The sequence below is a fragment of the Ochrovirga pacifica genome (assembly GCF_000220525.1).
In the GTDB taxonomy this organism is placed as follows: Bacteria; Bacteroidota; Bacteroidia; order Flavobacteriales; family Flavobacteriaceae; genus Ochrovirga; species Ochrovirga pacifica.
The window spans coordinates 19913-43580 of record NZ_AFPK01000026.1 but is presented as its reverse complement, the minus strand read 5'-3'; the positions used below and the strand labels follow the sequence as shown (position 1 = coordinate 43580).

Here is a 23668-nt window from a genome sequence, read left to right as displayed (position 1 = left end):
AGGAAAATAATAGTCAATAATGGGTAAAATACACTGCAAAACGTTGATCTAATTATAGTTCATTTCAGTGATAAATTGTTTGGGTGTTTTTTTTGTGTGTTTTTTAAAAAATTTAGAAAAGTTAGAAACTTCATCAAACCCTAACTGATACGAGGTGGTACTAACGTTTTCAGTAGGATGTGATAAAAAACGTTTTGCTTTAAGAATCAAATAATCATCAATAAATTCTTTTATAGTTTTTTGAGTTAGATTTTTGCAAGTATTGTTCAATTCTTTGTAAGAAACTTTTAGAATTTTGCAATAATCACTTGCATTTCTTGTACTAGCGTAATTCAGATCCAATTCTTGTTGAAATCGGACAAAAAGTTCAAATTGGGTTTTTGGAAAATTTTGACCATTGACCTTGGATAAACTACGAATTTTTAAAAGAATAACACGCAGCATACACTGTAATATTTCATGATTAGGAGTTTTGTCCTCGTTATAAATAAACATTGTATATGTAATTTCTATAAGAGACTTTAAAAGTTCGTAATCAGAATTTTGTTTAATTTCTAATGTAGGTGTGTTTATATATGGATTGTATGGGAATTCATAACTTAAATCGTTAAAATGTATTTGGTTTTGATATAAAAATTGTTGTGTAAAAAATAAAATATATCCTTCTATCTGATCTTGTTCTAGCCAAGCATGCACTTGATTTTTACCCACCAAAAGCATTTTATTTTTTCCGTAATTATAGGTTGTAAAATCTATCAGCTGTTTACCTTGTCCGTTAGTAGCAAACACCAATACATAAAAGTTCACTTTATGAGGCGTGGTTTTTTCTTTCTCGCTGTGTTGTTGAAAGAAATATTCTAGTTTTCTTATTTCAAAACCGAATTCCATAAAGTTTTTACGGAAATCGTATTCTTTTACTTTAGAATTCATAGTGCATTTTTTTTGTTTTAGGCTTACATTTTTTTTGATATTTCGCTGTAAAATTGTTAGCAAACAAATGTGTACAGCGTATTATGTACAATAAAAATTCTACAGTTAATCTGTAAAATATCTTGTGTATACTGTACCAAATTAGAATGTAAAAGTGCAATACTAGGACGATTTTATCCTGCTAAGGGGTGTACTAAAGTTACAAAAAAAAGACGAACTATATCAGTAATTTAGTAGGGTTTTGATTGGAATGGTTAGAAAAAAATAAAATGTTTAATTTTTAGGAGCTTTAAATAGGTTTTGCAAATTGATTTTTAGTGGGCTAAGACCATATTTTAATAGTATATTTGCCCATTATTTTTTTAATCCATGTCTGATAAAAGCACCTCAAAACATCTTTCTGAAAAAGAAATCCAAGCATGTATAGATACCATGCAAGTTTTGTTACAAGATACCAATCAATTGTTTCAACTTACTGAACAACAGCGAGTAGATTTAATGAAAACAGCAGGTTTGCTAAGCAGGCCTTCTAAAGATGAGCAAGAACGAAGAAGAAAGGATGCCAAAAAGGCCATCAAAAGAAAACAACAAGAAAGAGATAAGCATGCAAGGAAAGAAACGGGAATAAGATCGGCTAGAGCAGCAGCAGTATTTCAAGCTCCTAAAATGCTAACATATACAGAGGTAGCTAAGGAAGATACTCCAGAACTAGAATCTCCTAGAAACTGTTATGTCTGTAAAAAGATGTACACAAAGCTTCATCATTTTTATGATAGTATGTGTACTGAATGTGGAGATTTTAACTATGTTAAACGTTTCCAAAATGCAGATTTAAAAGGACAAGTTGCTGTTATTACAGGATCTAGATTAAAAATAGGCTATCATATTACCTTAATGTTACTAAGGGCAGGGGCTACTGTAGTGGCTACCACAAGATTTCCTGCAGATTCTGCCGTAAGGTTTGCCAAAGAAGAAGATTATCACAAATGGGGGCATCGTTTAAAAATTCATGGATTGGATTTGAGACATATTCCAAGTGTTGAAATTTTTTGTAATTATATAGAGCAAAAATACAACAGACTAGATATTTTAATCAACAATGCAGCGCAAACAGTAAGAAGGCCATCAGGGTTTTACAAACATTTAATGCAAGTAGAAGAGTTACCTTTAGAACAACTTCCTATTTTGGCACAAGAGCTATTAAAAGATCATCATAATTGTTTGGCAGAATTAAAACAATTAAGTGGCACCGTTGTGTCTAACAACAAAAATGTACCTGTAACTTGGCACGGAGAAGAGCCAGGAGTAGGACTAAGAGCATCCGCAAAACTTTCTCAGATTCCGTATAGTTTTGACAATTCTTTAAGTACGTCGGAAGTATTTCCAGAAGGAAAATTAGATGCAGATTTACAACAGGTTGATTTAAGAAAAACAAATAGCTGGAGGTTGAAAATTGGAGAAATTGAAACTACAGAAATGTTAGAAGTGCAACTGGTAAATTCTGTAGCACCTTTTGTGTTAATCAATCGTTTATCAGAATTAATGAAGAAAGACAACACAGGAAAAAAACACATTATTAACGTGTCTGCTATGGAGGGTAAATTTTATCGATTTAAAAAAGAAGATAGGCATCCACATACCAATATGGCCAAAGCAGCCCTAAATATGTTAACGCACACTTCGGCATCAACTTTAGCAAAGTTTGGAATTTACATGAATGCTGTAGATACAGGTTGGGTAACGGATGAAGATCCTGCGGAATTGTCTAAAAAGAAAGAACAAGTACACGATTTTCAGCCTCCGTTAGATATTGTTGATGGAGCAGCAAGAGTAATAGACCCGTTGTTTGATGGAATTAATACAGGAAAACATTGGTGTGGAAAATTCTTAAAAGATTACAAGCCTATTGATTGGTAATGGGCTTGCTTTTGTCTAAAATCATTTTTTGAGCCACAGCAATTTGATGAGCAGCTGCTTTAGCTCTAGTAGCTCTATCTCCAGTAAAAAGTTCATCTACGGTGGCACCCCAAAGGAATAACCATTGATTGAAATGTTTTTGACTTATTTGGTATTTAAACAATCGATCTGTTTCTAAATGTTTCTGAGTTGGTTTTCCTTTAAATTTTGGAATTCCAAACAAATTGGTTTCCCAAAAATCAGTTAGTTTATTTAGATGAGCTGGCCAAGCCTCATTTGGAATCATTTGGTTGAAAATAGGACCTAACAAACTATCTTTTCTTATTTTTTGATAAAATGTATGTACTAAAAGCGATACATCATTCCTGTTTTCTATTGCTGACAACATATAATTTAAATATTAACGAGAACCTAAAATTACGAAAAATTAAAAATGAATACTTTTTAAAACACCTTTTGATTAATAAAAAATAGAGGGCCGATAGAAAGTTTTTCCAACTGTTTTATAGCAATTTTTAGCTTGTTAAAAACAGGTTTTTAAAGTGCTTGTAAATAAGATGTGTTTTGGTTTATTTAATTGTAAATCAAGTGTTTGGTATTGTTGTTTTTGAGTGAAAAGATTATTAGCTATTATTTGATAAGATTTGTAGATTCATTTTGTATATTTGGGCACAACATGAAATTATAACTCAATCATTTTTACATGAAAAAAATATTATTTTCATTTTTATTGTTGTGTTGGTTTGCATCAACAGGGCAAAATTTTCCTGAAAATCCTGATCCTAACAAATGTTATATTAAGGTAACTACTCCAGATCGATATGAGTATAAAAATATCGAGATTGTAAAAGAACCTGAACACAAAATTTTGAGTGTAGTTCCGCCAAAATACGAAACCATTGTTAAAAAGGTTTTGGTAAAACCCTCTTATAAAAAGTTGGTTGTAGTACCAGAAGTTTGGGGAACAGAGTTGGCATCTTTTGTAAATCAAGACATGGCATCTGTAATGAGAGTAACCCCACCTGTATTTGATACTAAAACAGATACAGTTGTGGTAAGTCCAGCCTACAGTCGTTGGGAAGTAGGAGGAAGAAAACCAAATTGTTTTGACCCAGATCCTGATGCTTGTAAGTTTTGGAGATACAAAGAATATCCTGCAAAAATAGAAACTCACGAAGTTAAATATGTTGCTAAAGAATCAAGAATTGTAACTTCTGTAGGAAATAAATCGACCACAAGTTATGAGAAATACGTGTTGTTAGAGCCTGCTAGAGTAGAAGAAGTTGTGGTTCCTGCGGAGTATGAAAACATCGAAAAAAAGATATTGGTAAGTGATTCTTATGTAGAAGAAAAATTTGTTCCTGCAGTAAAAGAAACCATCACAAGAAAAGTTTTGGTAGAAAAAGGAGGAAAAGTAAGTTGGAAAGGGGTAGACTGTTCTTTATTGCAATACCAACCATTGCCTATTATTTGGGAGTATAACAGTGCTGAACTAACAGGAATTGCAAAAACAACCATTGATGCGACTTTAATGCCCATATTGATATACAACCCAGGAGTAAAATTAGAAATAGCTTCGCATACAGACTCAAGAGGAAATGGTAGCGTAAACAAAACGTTGTCGGAGCAAAGAGCTAAGGCGGTGGCAAAGTATTTGGTGTCTAAAGGAATTCAAGAAGAACTGTTGGTACCTGTAGGATATGGAGAAACTAGATTGATTAATGATTGTACTGATGAGGTTTCTTGTTCGGAAGCACAACATGAAAAAAATAGAAGAACAGAGTTTAGATTGTTAGAATAATCAAAAAACTAATAATATTCAAAAAGGGAAGTTTTATTAAAACTTCCCTTTTTTTATTTAGTTAAGTGTAATTACTACAAAGCTTATGTAAGAAGCAAGCAGTACAATTCCTTCTTTTAATCCTAAGTGTTTTGTTTTGGGCAGCAAACTTAAAAGAAGGATTAATAATGCTATAAAGAGCATCCAGTAAATATCATTGGTTACAATTTGCAGATCATTTACTTTTACAGGATGAATTAAAGAAGTAATTCCTAAAACAGCTAGTATATTAAAAATATTAGATCCTACAAGATTTCCTAAAGAGATTGCTTTTTCGTTTTTTAAAATAGCTATTACCGAGGCTGCAAGTTCAGGTATGCTAGTTCCAACAGAAACCACAGTTACAGCAATAATACGTTCACTAATCCCAAGCTTAGAAGCCAAATCTACAGCTCCATTAATTAGTAATTCAGAGCCTCCCCATAAACCAACACCACCTAATATAAGGTAGATGCTTGTTTTTGCACTGCTTATATCTTCTGTTTCTACATCTTCCATAACCTCTAGAGTTTTGTTCTTTTGGAATTTGATTAAGTAGATTAAAAAAACAATTAAAAAGCCAAATAGAATGATCCCTTCATAACTATCAAGTTCATGATCCTTAAAGATAAATACATATAACAATACTGATGAAATCATCATAATAGGCCAGTCTAATTTGTAAAAAGAAGATTGAATTTGAATGCTACTTAAGCAAACAGTAACACCCAACACCAAAGCTAAATTAGCAATATTAGAGCCGATAACATTTCCTAATGCAATATCGGAAAAGCCATCTAAGGCAGATCTTACGCTTACAATCAATTCTGGAGCAGATGTTGCAAAAGAAACTACTGTCATTCCAATCACAACACGCGATAAATTTAATTTGGTAGAAATTGCAACCGAACCTTTAAGCAGCCAATCACCTCCAAAAATTAATAAAGTTAAGCCCAAAACAATAAATAATAATGCCATACAGAATGTTTGAATTAAAAAGTTGTTGTTATTCTATGCCAAAGATAAATGATAGTGGCTTGAAAACGAAGTGTTTTTGATTTGCTTAAATCTTTTAATTTGATTAGAAATAACAAGTGATCAAAAATACAATTATTACTAAGAAGAGTAAAAAGAATTAGATGTAAATAGAAACGTAAAAAAAGATGAAATTATTTTTGGTATAACGTAAATAAGCTTTATATTTGCACCCGCAAAAGGCTCCGTAGCATAACTGAATAGTGCACTTGATTACGGCTCAAGAGGTTGGAGGTTTGAATCCTCCCGGAGTCACAAAAGCCCTTAATAATTTTAATTATTAAGGGCTTATTTTTTGAGCTAGCCCTACTTTTTTATTTATTTTTGAAATTGTAATTGCTAAAATAAAAACTGAATGAAACGTTGCTATTTTCTTTTCATATTTATTGTCTTTAGTACACAAGCTCAGGTAGAAAAATCTAGATTTAGTCTTGCAGGAGAAGTTTTAAAAACGTCTTTAAAAACCATTCCTTCAGATTTTAGTTATATGGGAAAAAGTGTAACTGAAGATTGGAAAAAGACTGCACTATATACTGGTATTGTTGGGGCTATGGTTGTATTTGATAAACCGATAACTGAAATGTATCAAGTACATGTAGAAGATAATATTCAGTACGCTGTGCCATCTATTACTGTAAATAAAGCAGACTTTCCATGGCTGGCAGGTGAGGATGCTTATATGTTTTATACCATGTCTGGGGTATATGTAACTTCTTTGTTTAATGGAAACGAAAAGGGACAGTATGCGGCTATTAACGGAATGAAGGCTTTGATTTATTCTATTGCCATTTCTCATACAGTATTAAAAACTATTTTTGGTAGAAAACGCCCTTTGGATGACTTAAGAGCAGGAGGTCCTGATACAGTAGATAAAACAAGCAATCCTTATGATTTTTTTAACAGTAGACAGGGAGAGTATATTTTTTCAAGTCCGCATGGTACAGGAATGCCTTCATTGCATGCTACCGCTTTTTTTGCCATGGCAAAGGTTTTTCAAATGGAATTTGATAATTACTGGATTCCCTACGGATTCATGACAGCTATTTTTTGTTCTAGTATCAAAGGGCATCAGCACTGGTTGTCTGACATGGTTGCAGGAGGAATTGTTGGGACTGTAATAGGGCGTTCTATTGTAAGAAGTAGCTGGAAAGCAAGGGGTATTTTGCCTAAAGGCAAGCAAAAAAATTATACCATCAATTATACACCTTCCATTTCTACTCGTTTTAGTGGTATTACAATTACCGCAGAATTTTAATTATAATCCAGATATTGCTGTACTATTTTTCTATGTTGATTATTGTCTATTTCAAAATTTTCAATCAGGGTATTTAAGCCCGATGGTTTTTGTTTTCCAATAAAATCAGGATTAGCGTAACTGGTAAAATGTAAGTTGATTAGGTTGTCTTTTTTTTCAAATAACAAATATAAATCGTCTTTAATAGACACATAGGCAATGTGATCAAAGAATCGTGATTTATCTTTCACAAAGGGTGAAAAGTTGTAGTAAGCTAAAAGTTGTTCCATAAGTTTTATTGAATCTCTGCAGAAAGACCTAACTCTAAAAGTTTGGTACATCTAGGCTCTAAATCTTGGTATGCCCCAGTTTTTACAGTGCATTTTCCTTTGTAATGAACGAGCATGGTACATTGTTCTGCTTGTATGGGATCATGATCGCAGACATTCATAAGGGCATCAATTACAAAATCGAACGTATTTACATCGTCGTTGTATAAAATTATTTCGTGTTCCTTTACTAACTCTTCAAGGAGGTCTAATTCTTCTAAAGTTTTTTCTATAGTGCTCATAACCAATACAAAATTAGAAATTATTTGCTAAATAACACACCAACCCAATTGTTTTTGGTGTAGGTTTTTATTAGTGTCAATTCTAAATCATTAGCTCTTTGTTCTATAAATGTAAGATCTTCTGTGTAAAATCCACTGAATAAAATTTGACCATTTTCTACCAAGCATTTTACATATGTCTCCATGTCATTCAATAAAATATTTCGGTTGATGTTGGCAATAATCACTTCGTATTTTTGAGTGGTCAGTAGCGTGGCATCACCTTGATAAGCAATAATGTTTTTACAGTGGTTTTTAGCTAAGTTTTCCTGAGTGTTTATGTAGCACCATTCGTCAATATCAATGGCATCAATTTTTTTTGCACCTTTCATTTCTGCAAAAATAGCTAGAATACCTGTTCCAGTTCCCATGTCCAAAACTGATTTATCTGTCAAATCCAATGCTAGCAAATGCTGCAACATCAAATGGGTGGTTTCATGGTGTCCTGTACCAAAACTCATTTTAGGTTCAATAATTATTTCATAATCCATTCCAGTTTTTTTATGGAAAGGAGCAATTACACTAACCTTGTTATCTACATGAATTGGTTCAAAGTTTTTTTCCCATTCTTCGTTCCAGTTTACCTGAGCAATTTCTTGATGAGTGTATTCAATGTCAAATTCGTTAGATTGCAATACAAATAGATCATCCAATACATTTTCATTCCAAAATTCAGTTTGAATATATGCTTTTAAGCCTTCGGAGGTTTCTTCAAAGCTTTCAAAGCCAACTTCTGCTAGTTCGGCAATTAAAATTTCTGTAGCAGGTTGTAGTGGACTAATGGTAAAAGTATATCCTATATAATTCATGTCTTCAGTTTTGGGCATACAAAAATAGCTAAAAGCAAAACACTTTTAGCTATTCTTAAATTGAAAATATTTTTTAATTAAATGGCTTTGATTACTGCAGCAAAATCTTCAGCTTTTAATGATGCACCACCAATCAATCCACCATCTACATCTGGTTTAGAAAAAATTTCTTCTGCGTTTGATGGTTTACAAGATCCTCCGTATAAAATAGATACGTTTTCAGCAACATCAGCTCCGTATTTATCAGCAATCAATCCACGGATAAAAGCGTGCATTTCTTGAGCTTGATCTGCAGAAGCAGTCAACCCTGTTCCAATAGCCCAAACGGGTTCGTAAGCCAATACAATGTTAGACCATGCAGCTGCATCTAAGTGAAATAAAGCTTCAGAAATTTGTTTTTTCACCACAGCTTCTTGAGTGTTAGATTCTCTTTCTTCTTTTACTTCTCCAAAACAGTATATTACTTCCAATCCGTTTGCCAAGGCAGCATCGGTTTTTTTGGCTAATAAAGTTTCGTTTTCACCAAAGTATTCACGTCTTTCAGAATGACCTAAAATCACAGTTTTCACTCCAATACTAGTCAACATTTCTGCAGAAATTTCTCCTGTGTAAGCACCACTAGCTTCTTGATGCATGTTTTGTGCAGCAACTTCAACAGCAGAATTTTCGGTTACAGCCGTTACTGTGGTAAGGTTTACAAAAGTCGGAGCTACAATTACTCGTGTGTTTTCTAAAGTAACATCTTTTAATTCGTTTACCAATCCTTCTGCCAAAGCTTTAGATTCGCTTACGTTTTTGTTCATTTTCCAGTTACCTGCTACAATTTTGCTTCTCATTTTATTTTGTTTTATATGGATGTGTTTATAAATTCTAGTAGTTTTTTATCGTCTGCATGGATGGCTCTGTAAAGTACCACATCACCCTTGTTATTGATGAGTATGTATCTAGGAATCCAATCCAAATCTACGTTTTGTGCAAATATACTTTTCCAACCTCCTTCTGCATAATAATGTGTTCCTTTTATACGATAACGTTTGATACCTTGTTTCCAGGCCGATGGATTTTTGTCTAAAGAAATAAAAAGATAACTGAGTTCTGGATGTTTTTGTTGAAGTTCTTTAAGCAAAGGAAGGCCTTTTATACAGTCTCCACACCAAGAGGCCCAAACATCTATCAAAATAGTTTTTCCTTGATATTGGTTTAAAACATTTTCTAAAGTTTGTTGTTGTCCATCAAGGGTTTTCAAAGGAGCTTTTAAAGCTTTGGTGCTAAACTGCTTGTTGTTGGGTGGATGACAGCTAAGAAATAAAAATCCGATAAATAAAAGAAAACAATGTTTCATATAATGAGTTAGTTTAATGTTACACTTGGGTCTAAAATACTGTAAGAAATATCTACCAGAATATTAAGGAAAATAAAAAATGCAGCAATGGTCAGGATACTCCCTGAGATAACAGGTAAGTCGGAAGAATTGAGTGCGTTTACAATTTCTTTGCCCAAACCGTTCCAGTTAAAGATGTATTCTACAAAAACAGCTCCTGCCAGCAAAGAAGCAAACCATCCTGAAAGTGTAGTGATTACAGGGTTTAGTGAGTTTTTTAAGGCATGTTTTTTTACAATTTGATAAGTACTAAGTCCTTTAGCTTTGGCTGTACGTATGTAGTCTTTGTTAAGTACATCTAAAAGAGAGTTTCTTGTTAACTGTACTATAACAGCCAAAGGACGAATTCCTAAAACCAAACTAGGTAAAATGGCATTTTTCCAAACAATGTGTGTGCCTTCACCAAAATCATCAACTTCTAATAAAGTACCTGTCATCCCCAAACCTGTATAACTATGCAGTACAAAGCCAAATAGCCAAGCAACTAAAATAGCAGAGAAAAAAGAAGGCAGACTCATTCCCAAAGTACTTACCACCATAATACTTCTGTCTAACCAAGTATTTGCGTTTAAAGCAGAAACAATTCCTAGTAGCAAGCCTATAAAAAAAGCAATAGTTATGGCACTTGTAGCAAGTAAAAAAGTGTTGGGAAGTGTTTCTGAGAGTATGTCAATAACAGGTTTGTCGTTTTTTTGAAATGAATTTCTCAAATTGGGCAATTTAACAACAGCCATGCTTTGTGAGGTTTGCCACCAAATTAAAATTGTTTTTTCAGGGGCTATATAACTGTAATCTTCTTTGTTTTTGCTGTGGAATGAGATAGGGGACAGGTCGTTTATGTAATGACTGTATTGTGATAAAATAGGCAAATCCAAACCATATTTTGCTTTGATGTTTTTTAATTGCTGTTCATCTTCTCTTTGGTCTAGCAACATTCTTGAAGGATCACCCAACAAATGAAATAGAAAAAACAAGAGTGTGGCTACTCCAAATAAACTCAAAATGCCTTTTAAGATGTTTTTGATAAGAAATGAAATCAAAATAATGGGGATTTGTCAGTAGTTCAAAGATATTATTTTACATCATTTTAACATAGGAAACACTAGGTTTTCATCAAAAAAAGAATAAATTTAGTGCATCTTATTTTATTCGCTACCAAGTAACTTCTTAGATATGATAGAAATTAAAGACCTATACAAATCCTATCAAATGGGAAAAAATGTATTGCCTGTACTTAAGGGAATTAATTTTAGTGTACAAAAAGGCGAAATGGTTTCTATCATGGGGTCTTCGGGGTCTGGAAAATCTACCTTGCTAAACATCATCGGAATTTTGGATGAGCTAGACCAAGGAACCTATCATTTAGATGGCTTAGAAGTAAAAAATTTAAACGAAAAAATAGCAGCCCAATACCGAAATAAATTTTTAGGTTTTATTTTTCAGTCTTTCAATCTTATCAATTACAAAACCGCAATAGACAATGTTAGTTTGCCTTTGTACTATCAGGGTGTATCACGAAAAGAAAGAGAAGAAAGATCACTATATTATTTAGAAAAAGTAGGGTTGGCCAAGTGGGCACACCATTTGCCCAACGAGCTGTCTGGAGGACAAAAACAACGTGTGGCTATTGCACGTGCTTTGGCATCGGATCCAAAGGTTTTGTTGGCCGATGAACCCACAGGAGCTTTAGATACCAAAACGTCGTACGAAGTCATGGAAATTTTGCAAAAAATAAATAACGAAGGCAAAACCATTATTATCGTTACCCACGAGCCAGACATTGCTCAGATGACCAAACGTAATGTAGAACTGCGTGACGGAATTATGATAAGTGATAAGCGTATTGAACCTGTTTTAGCAAAAGATTATGTTTAATATAGACCGTTGGCAAGAAATATTTGATGCAATAGCAAAAAACAAGCTCCGTACTTTTTTAACGGGAGTTTCTGTAGGCTCAGGTATTTTTATTTTGATTATTCTTCTTGGAGTTGCCAATGGGTTTAAAAAAGGAACTGAAAAACAATTTAGTAGAGATGCTGCAACTTTGATGCACTTTTGGTCGGGGAATACTTCTAAAGAATACAACGGACTTAATGCAGGAAGGTCTATTAAATTAACGATAGACAACTATGAGCTGATAGAAAAACAATATCAGGAATATATCGAGTACAAATCGGCAGATTACCGTCGTTTTGGGATGACATTTAATTACAAAGATAAATCGGGAAGTTACCAATTTACTGGAGTTATGCCCGATAGACAGTTTTTAGAAAGTGCCGATTTGGTTGCAGGTAGATTCATCAACCAAAAAGATTACGATCAAAAAAATAAGACGATTGTTATTGGTACTCAAGTGTCTGAAACGCTTTTTGAAACTCATCAACAAGCGTTAGGAAAACGAGTGCAAGTAAATAAAATACAATTTGTTGTAGTGGGCGTTTTTAAAGACCCAAATGAACGTGAAAATGAACGAGTTTATTTGCCACATAGTACCATGCTACAGTTGTATCATAGAGAAAGACAAGGAAGCTCTTTCTTATATACGTTGCATCCTGAAGAAAGGTATGAAGATGCTTTGGCAAAATCCGAAACTTTTGCAGCCCAAGTAAAAGCTAAATTGCAGAAAATCCATCAAGTGCATCCAGATGATCCTACAGGTATTCGTTATTTCAATTCAGTAAAGAATAGTAAGGATTTGTATCAGTTGATTTTTGGAATGAAACTATTTTTTTGGGTGGTAGGTATTCTAACGCTTATAGCAGGTATTGTAGGGGTGGGCAACATTATGCTTATTATTGTAAAAGAACGTACCAAAGAGATAGGAATTAGAAAAGCTTTGGGAGCACAACCAAAAGCTATTGTGGTGATGATTTTACACGAAGCTATATTTATAACTTCTCTTTCTGGTGTATCGGGCTTGTTTTTAGGTTTTTTGGTGTTGGAGTTGATTGGAAAAAACTTACAAACCGATTTTATTTATCAACCTTCTGTTAATTTTTCTATAGCCATTTCTACCGTAATTCTTTTAGTTATTGCGGGGGTGATAGCAGGTTATTTTCCTGCCAAATATGCTTCTAAAATAAAACCTATAATTGCCTTAAGAGATGAGTAGCATGATGAATAGAGATTTATGGAAAGAAATACTCGCTTCGTTAAAATCAAACGTGTTGCGTACTATGGTGACAGCTTTTGGTGTCTTTTGGGGAATTTTTATCATGGTGCTCTTGTTGGCTGCTTCAAGAGGTTTTGAAACAGGAATCAAACATAAGTTTAGTGGAATTGCGACCAACTCACTTTTTGTGTGGGCTCAAAAAACTTCTATGGAATATCAGGGAATGCCCAAAAATAGATGGTATCGTTTCAATTTAAAAGATGAGCAAGCTATCAAAGAAAATGTAAAAGGTCTTAAAGTAGTTTCACCTAGAAACGATTTTAACACCAACATTGTACACGGATTAAAAAGTGGAAGCTTTAATGTTGAAGGAAATACAGCTCAATTTTTAACTCAAATTGCAATCAAACTTACCCAAGGACGCTATGTAAACCAAGAAGATATAGATCAAAAACGTAAAGTTGCCGTATTGGGGTGGGCCTTGATTGATGAGTTGTATGAAAAAGACGAACCTGTTATTGGAAGCTATATTCAGATAAAAGGGGTGAATTTTAAAGTGGTTGGGGTGTATAAAGATACTTCAATAGAAGGAAATAACAATGTACAGGCTCAGCAAAAAATACACATACCATTCAATACTTTTTCTCAGGTTTTTAACATGGCCGATCAGGTAAATTATTTTTTTATAACTGCCGAAGATGGACAGTCTGTGTCTAAACTTAAGGAGCAAATTATAGATGTTTTACAGAAAAATCATAAAATCAATCCTTTGGATAAAAGAGCTATTGGTAATTTTGATTTGAACAGTCAATTTGAAAAATTCAACCTGCTTTTTACCACATTAACGGCCGTGTCTTTTTTTGTCGGTTTGATGATTTTATTGTCTGGAGTTATTGGAATTAGCAATATTATGTTGATTGTTATAAAGGAACGAACCAAAGAAATAGGAATTCGTAGAGCGTTAGGAGCAACCCCCTATGTCATTAAAAAACAAATTTTATTAGAATCCGTTTTTTTAACAGTACTTTCAGGTATGGGAGGCATTAGTTTTGCTACCCTACTTTTATCTCTAGTCAATATTTGGATTGATGGTTTGGATCCTTTTGAAATTATGGTCATCAACCCTACGGTATCAATATCTACTGTATTGTTACTGTTTGGTATCTTAATTATTTTTGGCTTGTTTGCAGGAATGATTCCTGCTAGAAAGGCTGTAAAAATGAAACCTATAGACGCAATAAGAACAGAATAACAACCTAGCACATGAAAAAATCAAAAACTATTTTTATCCTTCTCATCATTGTCATTGTATTTGTATTAGCATTGGGCTATTTGTGGCAAAGAGACCAGAAAAAACCAGTGGTATATCAAACCAAAAAAGCTACGGTAGAAACCATTGTTCAGAGTACAGTGGCCTCGGGGAAAATTACTCCCAAAGAAGAGGTTATTATCCGACCTAATATTCCGGGAATTATTGATGAAATTTATGTAGAAGCAGGAGATACTATACAAATAGGAGATTTGATTGCTAAAATTAAAGTCATTCCAACGGTAGATAATATACAAGCTGCTGCCAATGCGGTGTCTAGTGCTAAAATAGATTTAGATGCCCAACAAAAGATTTTTGATCGTCAGCAACTTTTGTTCAACAAAGGAGTGATTTCGGCAAACGATTATGACAAGAGCAAAGCTACCTATCAACAATCAAAACAAAAATGGGTTTCTGCCACAGAAAACTACCAAATCATTAAAACAGGAACTACACGTGGTTTTGAAAATTTAGCCAATACCTTAGTAAAAGCAACCATAGGAGGTGTGGTTTTAGAAGTACCCGTAAAGAATGGTTTTCAGGTAATTCCAAGTAACAATTTTAATGAAGGAACCAAACTAGCTACCATAGCAGATAGTAATAAAATGATTTTTGAAGGAACTATTGATGAAAGTGAGGTGGGAAAAATTAAAGAAGGAATGCCTATTGATATTAGCATTGGAGCTTTGCCAGATGTAAAGTTTCAATCTACTTTAGACTATATTGCCCCCAAAGGAGTAGAAGAAAATGGAGCAGTGCAGTTTGATATTGAATCGGCTTTAAAAATACCAAGTAATACGGTTATTCGTGCGGGATTAAGTGCCAATGCTTCTATTATTTTAGATAAGGCAGAAAAAGTTTTGGCTATTAAAGAATCTTTATTGCAGTTTGATAAAAAAACAAAAAAGCCCTATGTAGAGGTGCTTATTGGCGAACAAGAGTTTAAACGTAAAGATGTGGTTTTAGGGGTAAGTGATGGAATTACTGTAGAAATTAAAAGTGGAATTTCTAAAGAAGATAAAATCAAAGATTGGAATGCCATCATCCCAAATGATAAAAAAGAAAAAAAGAAGTAGTATGAAGTTGAAACAAATCATTACTGGAACTGCGTTTTTGCTTTGTGGATTGACTTCTGGGGTGGCACAAACCAAAAAATGGTCATTAGAAGATTGCATCCAATATGCCATAACGCATAATATAGAGATACAACAGCAATTGCTAACCTTGCAAGAAGCTGCCATTGATATAAAAGGTGCTAAAGGGGCTTTCTTACCCAATTTGCAGGCTTCGGCAAACAATGCTTGGAATAACGGACTAAGTCAGAATGTTACAACAGGAGTGTTGCAAAATCAAACCACACGTAATTCTAGCTATGGTTTTAATTCCAACGTTCCTTTGTTTACAGGGTTTAGAAACTATCATCAATTACAACAAGCTAAGTTGCAACAAGTAGCAGCACAGTTTAACATAGACAAAAGTAAGGATGATTTAATGTTGCAAGTAGCCAATGCTTTTTTAGAAGTTTTATTGCAAAAAGAAAACGTTGCTATTTTAGAAAATCAATACCAATTAACACAAGAGCAATTGCAGCAAGCTCAGCAACAAGTAGAAGCAGGAACTTTGGCTAAAGGAGAAGTGTTACAACTTGAAGCTACTGCAGCCAATGATGTACAAAGAATTGCTGAGGCAGAAAACAGTTTTACCATTGCCAAATTGAGTTTAAAAAGGTTGTTAAATCTTGAGTTAAATGAAGAGATGGATTTTAAAGAAATAGAGATTGATTTGGATGATAGAGCTCAAATGGAAAGACCAATAGATAGCATAGTTACCAAGGTGTTGAAAAATAGAAATGAGCTAAAATGGGCAGAACTGAACATACAGATTGCAGAAAAAGGAGTGGAAATTGCAAAATCGGCTTATTTTCCTACGCTAACGGGATTTTTAAATTTTGACACCAGAGAATCGGATATTTTTGATATATCGTACATAGATCAATTAAAAAATAACTATGGATGGGTGTATGGTTTTCAACTCAACATTCCTATTTTTAATCGCTTTCAAACTCAGAATGCAGTAGCCAAAAGTAAAATCAATGTACTCAAGTCGCAATACCAACTAAAACAAAGTCAACAACGTATTACTCAAGATGTGTATGAGGCCTATTTAAATGCTCAAGCTATGTATAAAACTTTTTTGGCCAGCGAAAAAAATACACAAGCCCAACAATTGGCCTTTGAATACCAACAAACTCGTTTTGATGTTGGTCAAAGCAATCTACTAGATTATACACAAACTAAAATTAACTACCAAAGAAGTCAAACAGAACTGTTACGTGTAAAATACAATTTGTTATTCCGCTTAAAAATATTGGATTTGTATTACCATGCAGAAGAGGTTGTTGAGTAATCGTTGATTTTAATTTTTAGATTGTTTTCATCATATGTCCTCTAGTTTTAGACTAGGGTGTTCTGTATAGAAATATTGAAGCTTTATTTTTGAATTCAATTCTAAAAATGAAAATCATAAAATGAAAATCAAATCCTTAGTTGTATGTAGTGTGCTAGCTTGTATATTTGCGGCTTGTCAATCACAAAAAACGGTACTCAACAATTACCAAGACATCAGTTTTCAACCTTTGGATACAACTGCTGTTGCTAATTTTTTCAACCATAAAAAACAAGCACAAGTTTTGGTAGAACCAGGCTATTATGTATGGGGACTCTCCGTAGTACAATGGGAGGGAAAATACCATGCGTATTATGCACGTTGGAAAAAAGAATACGAACACAAAGGTTGGATGACTCATTGTGAAATAGCGCATGCAGTGGCCGATGCACCACAAGGACCTTTTGAGTTTGTTAACGTGGTTTTAGAGAGTAAAAAACAAAATGGATGGGATGCCAACAATGCACACAATCCTTACGCTGTAGTTGCAGATGGAAAAATTGCCTTATATTATATTGCTAATGATCTAGGAGGTTTGTTTCAGTCTAGTGATACGTTAGTGTATCCAGACCAAACTTGGTTTGATGCGCACAGAATGGAAGTAAGAGATCGCCAGCGTATAGGAGTTGCTCTAGCAAATAACCCTAATGGACCTTTTGTACGATCAGAAAAAGTGGTGGTGGCTCCTGATGATGTGCTCTTTAAGAAAATTGCTGTCAATCCAGCAGTAATTTATAAAGACAAGCAATATAAAATGATTGTAAAAGGAGACGATTTAAAACACAAAAAACCATTTAGAATTCAGCTTGTAGGAAATGCAGATTCCCCTGAAGGACCCTTTGAATTTCATCCAGAACCCGTATATGCCAAGGCACAAACGGAAGATGCAACTTTGTGGTACGATACCATTCTTAAAAAATATTTTATGGTATGCCATGTAATGGGCAAAAGAGACTTGGCTTTGTTTAGTTCTACCAACGGTAAAGCGTGGCAAGAAGATAAAAGATCGGTATTTATGAAAAAAGAATTTGTTTTAACCGATGGTACTGTATGGAAACCAAAACGTGTAGAACGTCCTTTTGTATTGACAGATAAAAATGGGCAACCCATAATGATATACGTGGCGGTTTACGATAAAAATGTGAATGGTAATATTGCCATTCCAATACAGTGGAATTCACAAAATAAATAAGAATAGCAATGAAATCAATGAAAATTATTTTAGGAGTAGTTGTCTTGTCTAGTTTGATGGCTTGCAACAATAAAAAAGAAGCAACTCCCTCTTCTCAAAAAAAAGCACATAAAAATATCTTATTTATTTTGGCTGATGACTATGGATACAATGACGTGAGTTTTAGAAACGATTCATTTTATGAAACACCCAATATAGACCAAATTGCAAAAGATGGTACTGCATTTAACGAAGGCTATGCGGCTTGTCAGGTTTGTAGCCCCTCTAGAGCAAGTATTTTAACGGGGACTTTTCCGGCACGTCACGGAATTACGGATTGGATAGGAGCTAGATCAGGAGAAAAATGGAGAGAAAAAAAACGATTTTCAAAATTGTTGCCAGCAGAATATAAGCACGAGTTGAACAAAGAAAATATTACATTGCCAGAGGCGTTAAAAGAAGCCGGCTATACTACTTTTTTTGCAGGAAAATGGCATTTGGGAGAAAAAGGTTCTTGGCCAGAAGATCATGGATTTGATATTAATGTTGGTGGTTACCATGCAGGAGGTCCTAAAGGAGGGTATTTTGCTCCGTACAAAAATCCAAATTTAAAAGATGGACCTGATGGAGAAAACCTAAGCATGCGTTTGGCAGAAGAAACTGTACAATTTATGAAAACACACAAAGAACAACCTTTTTTTGCCTATTTGTCTTTTTATGCTGTGCATGGTCCCATAGAAACTACTCAAATAAAATGGGAAAAATACAGAAATAAAGCAGCAGTCAATGGAATTGCAACCAACTCTTATAAAATGGGGAAATATTTACCCATAAGGCACACACAAGACAACCCCGTGTATGCTGGTTTGGTGGAAAGTATGGACGATGCTGTAGGGCGTGTATTGCAAGGGTTAAAAGATTTAGGTTTGGATGAAAATACCTTGGTTGTTTTTACATCCGATAATGGAGGGGTGGCAGCCGGAGATGCATTCTCTACTTCTAATTTGCCCTTACGTGGAGGTAAAGGTTACCAATACGAAGGTGGAATTAAAGAACCTTACTTTATTAAAGTTCCTTGGATGAAAAGTCAGGTAAAACAAACCAATGTTCCTGTTTCTGGGGTAGATTTTTATCCTACATTGTTAGATTTGGTCGGGGTTGATTTGAAACCAAATGCACATCAAGATGGTGTGAGTTTAAAGCCTGTGCTAGAAGGAAAAAAACTGACAGAAAGATCTTTGATTTGGCATTACCCACACTATGGAAACCAAGGAGGAGAACCTTCGTCAATTATCAGAAAAGGGGATTGGAAATTGATTCACTATTACGAAGATGGAAGGAATGAATTGTATCAATTAAAAAAGGATATGGGAGAGCAGAAAGACGTATCACAAAAACATCCAGATTTAGTAGCGAGTTTACATAAAGAACTATTTGAATACTTGCACAAGGTAGGAGCAAAATTTCCAGAAAAAGACCCTTTGTACGATGTACAAAAAGAACAAAAATACTTAAAAAAAATAGCAACCAAGAAATTACAAGCTTTAGAAAAACAACGTTTAAACATGTTAAAAAAAGACTATCAACCTAATGCTGATTGGTGGGGAAGTCATGTAACTAAAGACTAAGTTGTGTTGTTGTCTAGTTACCCAAAGCAAAGATGCCTAAGTTCTAAACATATGGTTTAGATAAATAAGAATATGTTTTGGAGAAAAAAGACAAATTTCATTTTTTTTGTATCGAATCAATAATTAAAAATAGATAAAATGATAAAACTGGATTTGACGAAAGTGTCTGCCTTTGCTGCTTTGTGTTTTATGAGTTTGGGAGGATTCTCTCAAGAAAAAACAGAAGCTTTTCCTTTTAAATTGCCTAAAGAAAAACCGAATAGACCCTTGAGTGCTTCTATGGAAAGAAGTTATGATGTATATGGAGCAACACCACAAGATAATGAATTGTATTCTCAGTTTAAGTATACAGAAATTAAAGGTTTAGATTATAGCAATCACGATGGAACGATTACACGTAGAGATCCATCAAAAGTGATTTTTAAGAACGGAAAATACTATGTTTGGTATACCTATAGAAATACCAAAACACCACCTGTAGGAGGTAGAAATGCACATTTAGCAACGGATGAAATTCCATCGGCAGACTGGGATTTGTGTGAAATTTGGTATGCAACAAGTAAAGATGGTTTTACTTGGGAAGAACAAGGAGTGGCTGTGCCAAGACCTCCAAAACCTAACGTAGGATGGAGATCTGTAACGACTACTGATATTTTAGAGTGGAAAGGAAAGTATTACTTGTACTATCAAGGATTTATGGAAGCTAGTGGGAAAAGAGGAGACGATTGCCCTGTAGCGGTATCTTGGGCTGATTCACCAGACGGACCTTGGACTCCCTATAATAAAGTTGTAATACCAAATGGTAAACCAGGAGAGTGGGATCAATACTCTATTCATGATCCTTATCCGTTGGTGCACAATGGTAAAATATACTTGTATTACAAATCAGATTCAAACGGACAACCCGATTTAATTCGTATGCATGGTTTAGCTATTGCAGACAATCCTTTAGGGCCTTTTAAAAAACATCCATTAAACCCAATTTCTAGTTCAGGTCATGAAACAACAATGTTCCCTTTTAAAGAAGGAATAGCTTCTATTGTTATTAGAGATGGAAATGAACACAACACCATTCAATATGCAGAAGATGGGGTGAACTTTAAAGTTGCTTCTATAACAGAGTTTTTGCCTAATGCAGCAGGACCTTTTATTCCAGATGCATTTACAGATACACAAAACGGTAGAGGAATTACTTGGGGTATATGCCATTTTACAGCAGTAAATGGGTGGAAAACCAATCATGCTATTTTAGCTCGATTTGATTGTGATTTAAGCCAAGACGTAAACGATCTGGATATGAAAAAGAATCATGTTTATTTAAAACCCGAATTCTTTTACAAAATGGGCTTAAATGGAAAACAAAAAAAGCGTATTGAAGAAGAAAACAAAAGATTACAGAATTAATTCTGATAATTCTGTAACGTCCTAAAAAAGCGTTATAGTTTTATAAAAGATAAAATTTATTAAATATCATCACAAATCATGTTTTGTGATGATATTTTGTTTTTATATGATTTTATGTTTATTCTATCCTGTTTATGCATTTGTTCAGGAGTCTTCATCAAACAAGACAACTTAGGTCTTTGAGTATTGTATATTTCAATAGCTTCTTCTACAACCTTTGACATTAATCTAATATTCAATTTTGAAGTATTGCTTAAGAACTCTTGTTTTAAAATACCATACACTCTTTCTGCTATTGCATTTTGATAAGGGGGATAGGACTGGTAATACTACATTTAATTTTAGCTTTTTTATGTAATAATACCATCACCATATTTAGAAGCATAAACTTTAGTAAACTCAGCTCCAAAAAACAAAATAATGCTGGAATACGAAACCCAAAGCAATACTAAAATAACCGATCCAGCAGCACCAAAAGAAGATTCGGGGTTGGCGGTTCCAAAATAAATTCCCAATCCCATTTTTCCAATACTAAACAACAAACTAGTTACAAACGCACCAAGCCAAACATCTTTCCATTTGATGATGGCATCGGGTAAGATTTTAAAAATTAAAGCAAACAAAACCGTAATTAACAACAGAGGAATTACAAAGTTGATTACTTGGAATAAAAGGATAACAAATTCTGGTAAAAAACCACGAATCCAATCTGTTAGTGCATTGATAATGGAAGTTAGTACCAAAGAAGTCAACAATAAAAAACCAATGATAAGTATTAGACTTAAAGAAAACAAACGGTTTTTAATCAACTTAAAAAAACTTTGATTTGTGTTTTTGGGCATTCCCCAAATTTTGTTCAACGACTTTTGGAGAGAAATAAACAATCCAGTTGCCCCATAAATTAATGTAGCTATTCCTATATACAATGCAATTTTAGTTTGGTGTTCGTCAAAAGAATTGCGTAAGATATTTTCGACTAAAACTCCAGTCTCTTGACCTAATACTGAAGAAATTTCATCAATTATTTTAGATTTAATTTCTGTTTTGCTGTAAAATAAACCAATAGATTGTACAATAATAATCAACAAAGCAGGAAAAGAAAACAATGCGTAATAGCTTACCGCAGCACTCATTTGAAAAGGATCATTTTTTATCCAGTTTTGATATGTCTGTACTAAAATTTGAAAGGTGTTCTTAAAATCTATTTTCATAAATAGCAATGTGTTTTTAGTGTAAAACAATTGTTTAAAGAAGGTTTATAAGTAGTACCAAGATACTAAAGACAAGTGTAAAATTAGAATAATTGGGAGAAAATGGTTGTGTTTTAAAAGTTTTCAAAAACTCCTAATCCAAACAAAGCAAAATCGTATTTTACTGGATCTATAGGATCTAATATTCTTAGATTGGCATCCAATTCAGCAAGAGTTTTGGCATCGTTTTGTTTACGCGTAATTAGCCCTAGTTTTCTTCCTACATTGCCTGTGTGCACATCTAGCGGGCAAGATAAACAAGCGGTGGGAATGCTTTTCCAAATCCCTAAATCTACACCCAAAGGATCTTTTCTAACCATCCAACGTAAAAACATATTAATTCTTTTGGCAGCAGAACCTTTATTGGGGTCAGAAATATGTTTGGTGGTTCTTGCAGGATGAGGTATTTCAAAAAAAAGATTCTTAAATTGGTGTATAGCAGGTTGTAAAGAATTATCTGTTCGGAATTTGTTAAATACAGCTTCCAATCCGTAGTGATGTGTATAGATGTGGTGTAAAGCTTGTATAAAAAATTGCAAATCGATACCGTTAAAAGTTCTGTGTTTAAAGTCAGAAAGAGTGTCTAAATCTTTTTGCTGATGATGGAGGATAAAATCATAAGGAGAGTTTTCTAATAGTTCCATCATTTTTAGGCAGTTTTTAATAATCATAGGTCGTTTGCCCCAAGAGATAGTAGCTGCTAAAAAACCAGCAATTTCAATATCTTCTTTTTGTGTATATCTATGCGGAATTTGAACGGGGTCGCTATCAATAAAATCGGTGTTATTGTATTGTATTACTTTCTGATCTAAAAAAGATTTTAAGCTAGTTTGATTCATTAAATACAAGGTTTATTTATGCAAGCAAAGATAATAAAGTAAGTAGGGGCTGGGTGTGTTGAAAGCAAACAGAATTAAAACAGAATGCTTGATTGTTGGTTTTTTTTAAATATATTTACAAACCGCTTGATAAATATGTAGCTAAAGAAGCTTTTTTTTAGTAATTCAATTGATTTTAATTTGACATCATCCTCTAAAAAAATAAAACTATCACTTAAAGAATACAAAGAGTTCTATCATTCGTACTACTACTCGTTGTGTTTGTTTGCGAACAAATATGTAGAAGACTTAGAACATTCTAAAGATGTGGTTCAGGATGTTTTTGTAAAGGTTTGGAAACAAGAGGTAGAGTTTGAGAATCGATTGGCTGTAAAAACGTATTTGTATACTTCGGTAAGAAATAAGTGTTTAGATTTGCTAAAAAGTAAAGCTTATAAAAATAAAGCTCTGCTATCTGAACATGAGCTGACTTTACTTACTTCAGAAAATTATTTTGAAAAAGAAGTAATGATTGAAGAAGTAAACAGAGTACTTTACAAAGCTGTTAATACCTTACCAGAACGTTGTAAGCAAATTATGAAACTGAGTTTAAGTGGCCTAGAAAATGCGCAGATTTCAGAAGAATTGTCTCTTTCTATCAATACGGTAAAAGCACAAAAAAGAATTGCGTACCAAAAATTGCGACCTATTTTAAAAGAATCTATCCTAGGATTGTTTTGGTATTTATTTGTATAATTCTTTCTTTTTTTATTTTTTCTATAAAAAAACATTTTTT

At 33.6% G+C, this 23668-nt stretch carries 23 protein-coding genes, 1 tRNA gene and 1 pseudogene; 13 read left to right on the top strand and 12 right to left on the bottom strand.

The features are described from left to right. Positions 1-48: 48 nt before the first annotated feature. Positions 49-930 (bottom strand): helix-turn-helix domain-containing protein, encoded by an 882-nt coding sequence (locus FS85_RS16060; RefSeq protein ID WP_010134704.1) that lies wholly within the window; start codon positions 928-930, stop codon positions 49-51. 369 nt (positions 931-1299) lie between these two features. On the opposite strand from FS85_RS16060, the gene FS85_RS0103720 reads away from it, so the two are divergent. Beyond that, complete coding sequence (locus tag FS85_RS0103720; RefSeq protein ID WP_010134703.1) at positions 1300-2847, top strand: SDR family NAD(P)-dependent oxidoreductase; 1548 nt, start codon at positions 1300-1302, stop codon at positions 2845-2847. On the opposite strand, the gene FS85_RS0103715 is transcribed toward FS85_RS0103720, so the two are convergent. Then, positions 2834-3235: a group III truncated hemoglobin gene (locus FS85_RS0103715; protein ID WP_010134702.1), complete on the bottom strand. Its 402-nt coding sequence runs from the start codon at positions 3233-3235 to the stop codon at positions 2834-2836. The genes FS85_RS0103720 and FS85_RS0103715 overlap by 14 nt on opposite strands. Before the next feature lie 315 nt (positions 3236-3550). On the opposite strand from FS85_RS0103715, the gene FS85_RS0103710 reads away from it, so the two are divergent. Continuing rightward, the gene (locus FS85_RS0103710) at positions 3551-4648 is read left to right on the top strand and encodes an OmpA family protein (RefSeq protein WP_010134701.1); all 1098 of its coding nucleotides are present in this window, start codon (positions 3551-3553) and stop codon (positions 4646-4648) included. Between the two features lie 57 nt (positions 4649-4705). Here FS85_RS0103710 and FS85_RS0103705 read toward each other — a convergent pair whose 3' ends face one another. Further along, on the bottom strand, positions 4706-5644 hold the full coding sequence (locus tag FS85_RS0103705; RefSeq protein ID WP_010134700.1) for a calcium/sodium antiporter: 939 nt from the start codon (positions 5642-5644) through the stop codon (positions 4706-4708). A gap of 238 nt (positions 5645-5882) precedes the next feature. Here FS85_RS0103705 and FS85_RS0103700 point away from each other — a divergent pair. Then, positions 5883-5956, top strand: a tRNA-Arg gene (locus FS85_RS0103700). A 100-nt stretch (positions 5957-6056) separates the two neighbouring features. After that, the gene (locus FS85_RS15060; RefSeq protein WP_010134699.1) at positions 6057-6956 is read left to right on the top strand and encodes a phosphatase PAP2 family protein; all 900 of its coding nucleotides are present in this window, start codon (positions 6057-6059) and stop codon (positions 6954-6956) included. On the opposite strand, the gene FS85_RS0103690 is transcribed toward FS85_RS15060, so the two are convergent. The 6 genes from FS85_RS0103690 to FS85_RS0103665 all read right to left on the bottom strand — a co-directional run bounded on the left by FS85_RS0103690 (position 6953) and on the right by FS85_RS0103665 (position 10775). Continuing rightward, a complete protein-coding gene (locus FS85_RS0103690; protein ID WP_010134698.1) occupies positions 6953-7225 on the bottom strand; it encodes a hypothetical protein in 273 nt (90 codons plus the stop codon). The genes FS85_RS15060 and FS85_RS0103690 overlap by 4 nt on opposite strands. 5 nt (positions 7226-7230) lie before the next feature. Further along, positions 7231-7506 (bottom strand): ATP-dependent Clp protease adaptor ClpS, encoded by a 276-nt coding sequence (locus FS85_RS0103685; protein ID WP_010134697.1) that lies wholly within the window; start codon positions 7504-7506, stop codon positions 7231-7233. A gap of 20 nt (positions 7507-7526) precedes the next feature. Beyond that, entirely contained in the window at positions 7527-8354 is an 828-nt protein-coding gene (prmA, locus tag FS85_RS0103680) for a 50S ribosomal protein L11 methyltransferase (protein ID WP_010134696.1), read from the bottom strand. Positions 8355-8431: 77 nt separating this feature from the next. After that, positions 8432-9190: a triose-phosphate isomerase gene (tpiA, locus tag FS85_RS0103675; protein WP_010134695.1), complete on the bottom strand. Its 759-nt coding sequence runs from the start codon at positions 9188-9190 to the stop codon at positions 8432-8434. A gap of 11 nt (positions 9191-9201) precedes the next feature. After that, on the bottom strand, positions 9202-9696 hold the full coding sequence (locus FS85_RS0103670) for a TlpA family protein disulfide reductase (protein WP_010134693.1): 495 nt from the start codon (positions 9694-9696) through the stop codon (positions 9202-9204). Between the two features lie 8 nt (positions 9697-9704). Beyond that, the gene (locus FS85_RS0103665) at positions 9705-10775 is read right to left on the bottom strand and encodes an ABC transporter permease (RefSeq protein ID WP_029489254.1); all 1071 of its coding nucleotides are present in this window, start codon (positions 10773-10775) and stop codon (positions 9705-9707) included. A gap of 133 nt (positions 10776-10908) precedes the next feature. Here FS85_RS0103665 and FS85_RS0103660 point away from each other — a divergent pair, with 133 nt between their 5' ends. The 8 genes from FS85_RS0103660 (at position 10909) to FS85_RS0103625 (ending at position 20804) form a co-directional block, all read left to right on the top strand. After that, complete coding sequence (locus FS85_RS0103660; protein ID WP_010134691.1) at positions 10909-11610, top strand: ABC transporter ATP-binding protein; 702 nt, start codon at positions 10909-10911, stop codon at positions 11608-11610. Then, positions 11603-12847, top strand: coding sequence for an ABC transporter permease (locus FS85_RS0103655; protein ID WP_010134690.1), 1245 nt, complete (start codon positions 11603-11605; stop codon positions 12845-12847). The genes FS85_RS0103660 and FS85_RS0103655 overlap by 8 nt, the downstream gene beginning before the upstream one ends. After that, a complete protein-coding gene (locus FS85_RS0103650; protein ID WP_010134689.1) occupies positions 12840-14099 on the top strand; it encodes an ABC transporter permease in 1260 nt (419 codons plus the stop codon). Before FS85_RS0103655 ends, FS85_RS0103650 begins: the two co-directional genes overlap by 8 nt. Before the next feature lie 11 nt (positions 14100-14110). Then, a complete protein-coding gene (locus FS85_RS0103645) occupies positions 14111-15232 on the top strand; it encodes an efflux RND transporter periplasmic adaptor subunit (RefSeq protein ID WP_010134688.1) in 1122 nt (373 codons plus the stop codon). A 1-nt stretch (position 15233) separates the two neighbouring features. Continuing rightward, positions 15234-16562 (top strand): TolC family protein, encoded by a 1329-nt coding sequence (locus tag FS85_RS0103640; protein ID WP_033194556.1) that lies wholly within the window; start codon positions 15234-15236, stop codon positions 16560-16562. A gap of 121 nt (positions 16563-16683) precedes the next feature. Then, a complete protein-coding gene (locus FS85_RS0103635) occupies positions 16684-17793 on the top strand; it encodes a glycoside hydrolase family protein (protein ID WP_010134686.1) in 1110 nt (369 codons plus the stop codon). A gap of 8 nt (positions 17794-17801) precedes the next feature. After that, positions 17802-19400 carry a sulfatase gene (locus tag FS85_RS0103630; protein ID WP_237706938.1) on the top strand — a complete coding sequence of 533 codons (1599 nt, stop codon included), beginning with the start codon at positions 17802-17804 and terminating at the stop codon, positions 19398-19400. A 138-nt stretch (positions 19401-19538) separates the two neighbouring features. After that, positions 19539-20804, top strand: coding sequence for a glycoside hydrolase family 117 protein (locus FS85_RS0103625; protein ID WP_010134684.1), 1266 nt, complete (start codon positions 19539-19541; stop codon positions 20802-20804). Between the two features lie 59 nt (positions 20805-20863). Here FS85_RS0103625 and FS85_RS16345 read toward each other — a convergent pair. The 3 genes and pseudogenes from FS85_RS16345 to FS85_RS0103615 all read right to left on the bottom strand — a co-directional run. Continuing rightward, positions 20864-21115: pseudogene (locus FS85_RS16345) on the bottom strand (integrase core domain-containing protein); the annotation flags it as partial. Positions 21116-21154: 39 nt separating this feature from the next. Beyond that, positions 21155-22015 (bottom strand): YihY/virulence factor BrkB family protein, encoded by an 861-nt coding sequence (locus FS85_RS0103620; RefSeq protein WP_010134683.1) that lies wholly within the window; start codon positions 22013-22015, stop codon positions 21155-21157. 113 nt (positions 22016-22128) lie between these two features. Beyond that, positions 22129-22893: a TIGR02757 family protein gene (locus FS85_RS0103615; protein ID WP_010134682.1), complete on the bottom strand. Its 765-nt coding sequence runs from the start codon at positions 22891-22893 to the stop codon at positions 22129-22131. Positions 22894-23073: 180 nt separating this feature from the next. On the opposite strand from FS85_RS0103615, the gene FS85_RS0103610 reads away from it, so the two are divergent. Next, the gene (locus FS85_RS0103610; protein WP_237706937.1) at positions 23074-23628 is read left to right on the top strand and encodes an RNA polymerase sigma-70 factor; all 555 of its coding nucleotides are present in this window, start codon (positions 23074-23076) and stop codon (positions 23626-23628) included. Positions 23629-23668: the final 40 nt, after the last annotated feature.

Excerpts from the sequence above, each read along its gene's own strand:
- FS85_RS16060 (WP_010134704.1), bottom strand. The coding sequence starts at position 930 with ATGAATTCTAAAGTAAAAGAATACGATTTCCGTAAAAACTTTATGGAA.
- FS85_RS0103720 (WP_010134703.1), top strand. The coding sequence starts at position 1,300 with ATGTCTGATAAAAGCACCTCAAAACATCTTTCTGAAAAAGAAATCCAA.
- FS85_RS0103715 (WP_010134702.1), bottom strand. The coding sequence starts at position 3,235 with ATGTTGTCAGCAATAGAAAACAGGAATGATGTATCGCTTTTAGTACAT.
- FS85_RS0103710 (WP_010134701.1), top strand. The coding sequence starts at position 3,551 with ATGAAAAAAATATTATTTTCATTTTTATTGTTGTGTTGGTTTGCATCA.
- FS85_RS0103705 (WP_010134700.1), bottom strand. The coding sequence starts at position 5,644 with ATGGCATTATTATTTATTGTTTTGGGCTTAACTTTATTAATTTTTGGA.
- FS85_RS15060 (WP_010134699.1), top strand. The coding sequence starts at position 6,057 with ATGAAACGTTGCTATTTTCTTTTCATATTTATTGTCTTTAGTACACAA.
- FS85_RS0103690 (WP_010134698.1), bottom strand. The coding sequence starts at position 7,225 with ATGGAACAACTTTTAGCTTACTACAACTTTTCACCCTTTGTGAAAGAT.
- FS85_RS0103685 (WP_010134697.1), bottom strand. The coding sequence starts at position 7,506 with ATGAGCACTATAGAAAAAACTTTAGAAGAATTAGACCTCCTTGAAGAG.
- prmA (WP_010134696.1), bottom strand. The coding sequence starts at position 8,354 with ATGAATTATATAGGATATACTTTTACCATTAGTCCACTACAACCTGCT.
- tpiA (WP_010134695.1), bottom strand. The coding sequence starts at position 9,190 with ATGAGAAGCAAAATTGTAGCAGGTAACTGGAAAATGAACAAAAACGTA.
- FS85_RS0103670 (WP_010134693.1), bottom strand. The coding sequence starts at position 9,696 with ATGAAACATTGTTTTCTTTTATTTATCGGATTTTTATTTCTTAGCTGT.
- FS85_RS0103660 (WP_010134691.1), top strand. The coding sequence starts at position 10,909 with ATGATAGAAATTAAAGACCTATACAAATCCTATCAAATGGGAAAAAAT.
- FS85_RS0103655 (WP_010134690.1), top strand. The coding sequence starts at position 11,603 with ATGTTTAATATAGACCGTTGGCAAGAAATATTTGATGCAATAGCAAAA.
- FS85_RS0103650 (WP_010134689.1), top strand. The coding sequence starts at position 12,840 with ATGAGTAGCATGATGAATAGAGATTTATGGAAAGAAATACTCGCTTCG.
- FS85_RS0103645 (WP_010134688.1), top strand. The coding sequence starts at position 14,111 with ATGAAAAAATCAAAAACTATTTTTATCCTTCTCATCATTGTCATTGTA.
- FS85_RS0103640 (WP_033194556.1), top strand. The coding sequence starts at position 15,234 with ATGAAGTTGAAACAAATCATTACTGGAACTGCGTTTTTGCTTTGTGGA.
- FS85_RS0103635 (WP_010134686.1), top strand. The coding sequence starts at position 16,684 with ATGAAAATCAAATCCTTAGTTGTATGTAGTGTGCTAGCTTGTATATTT.
- FS85_RS0103630 (WP_237706938.1), top strand. The coding sequence starts at position 17,802 with ATGAAATCAATGAAAATTATTTTAGGAGTAGTTGTCTTGTCTAGTTTG.
- FS85_RS0103625 (WP_010134684.1), top strand. The coding sequence starts at position 19,539 with ATGATAAAACTGGATTTGACGAAAGTGTCTGCCTTTGCTGCTTTGTGT.
- FS85_RS0103620 (WP_010134683.1), bottom strand. The coding sequence starts at position 22,015 with ATGAAAATAGATTTTAAGAACACCTTTCAAATTTTAGTACAGACATAT.
- FS85_RS0103615 (WP_010134682.1), bottom strand. The coding sequence starts at position 22,893 with ATGAATCAAACTAGCTTAAAATCTTTTTTAGATCAGAAAGTAATACAA.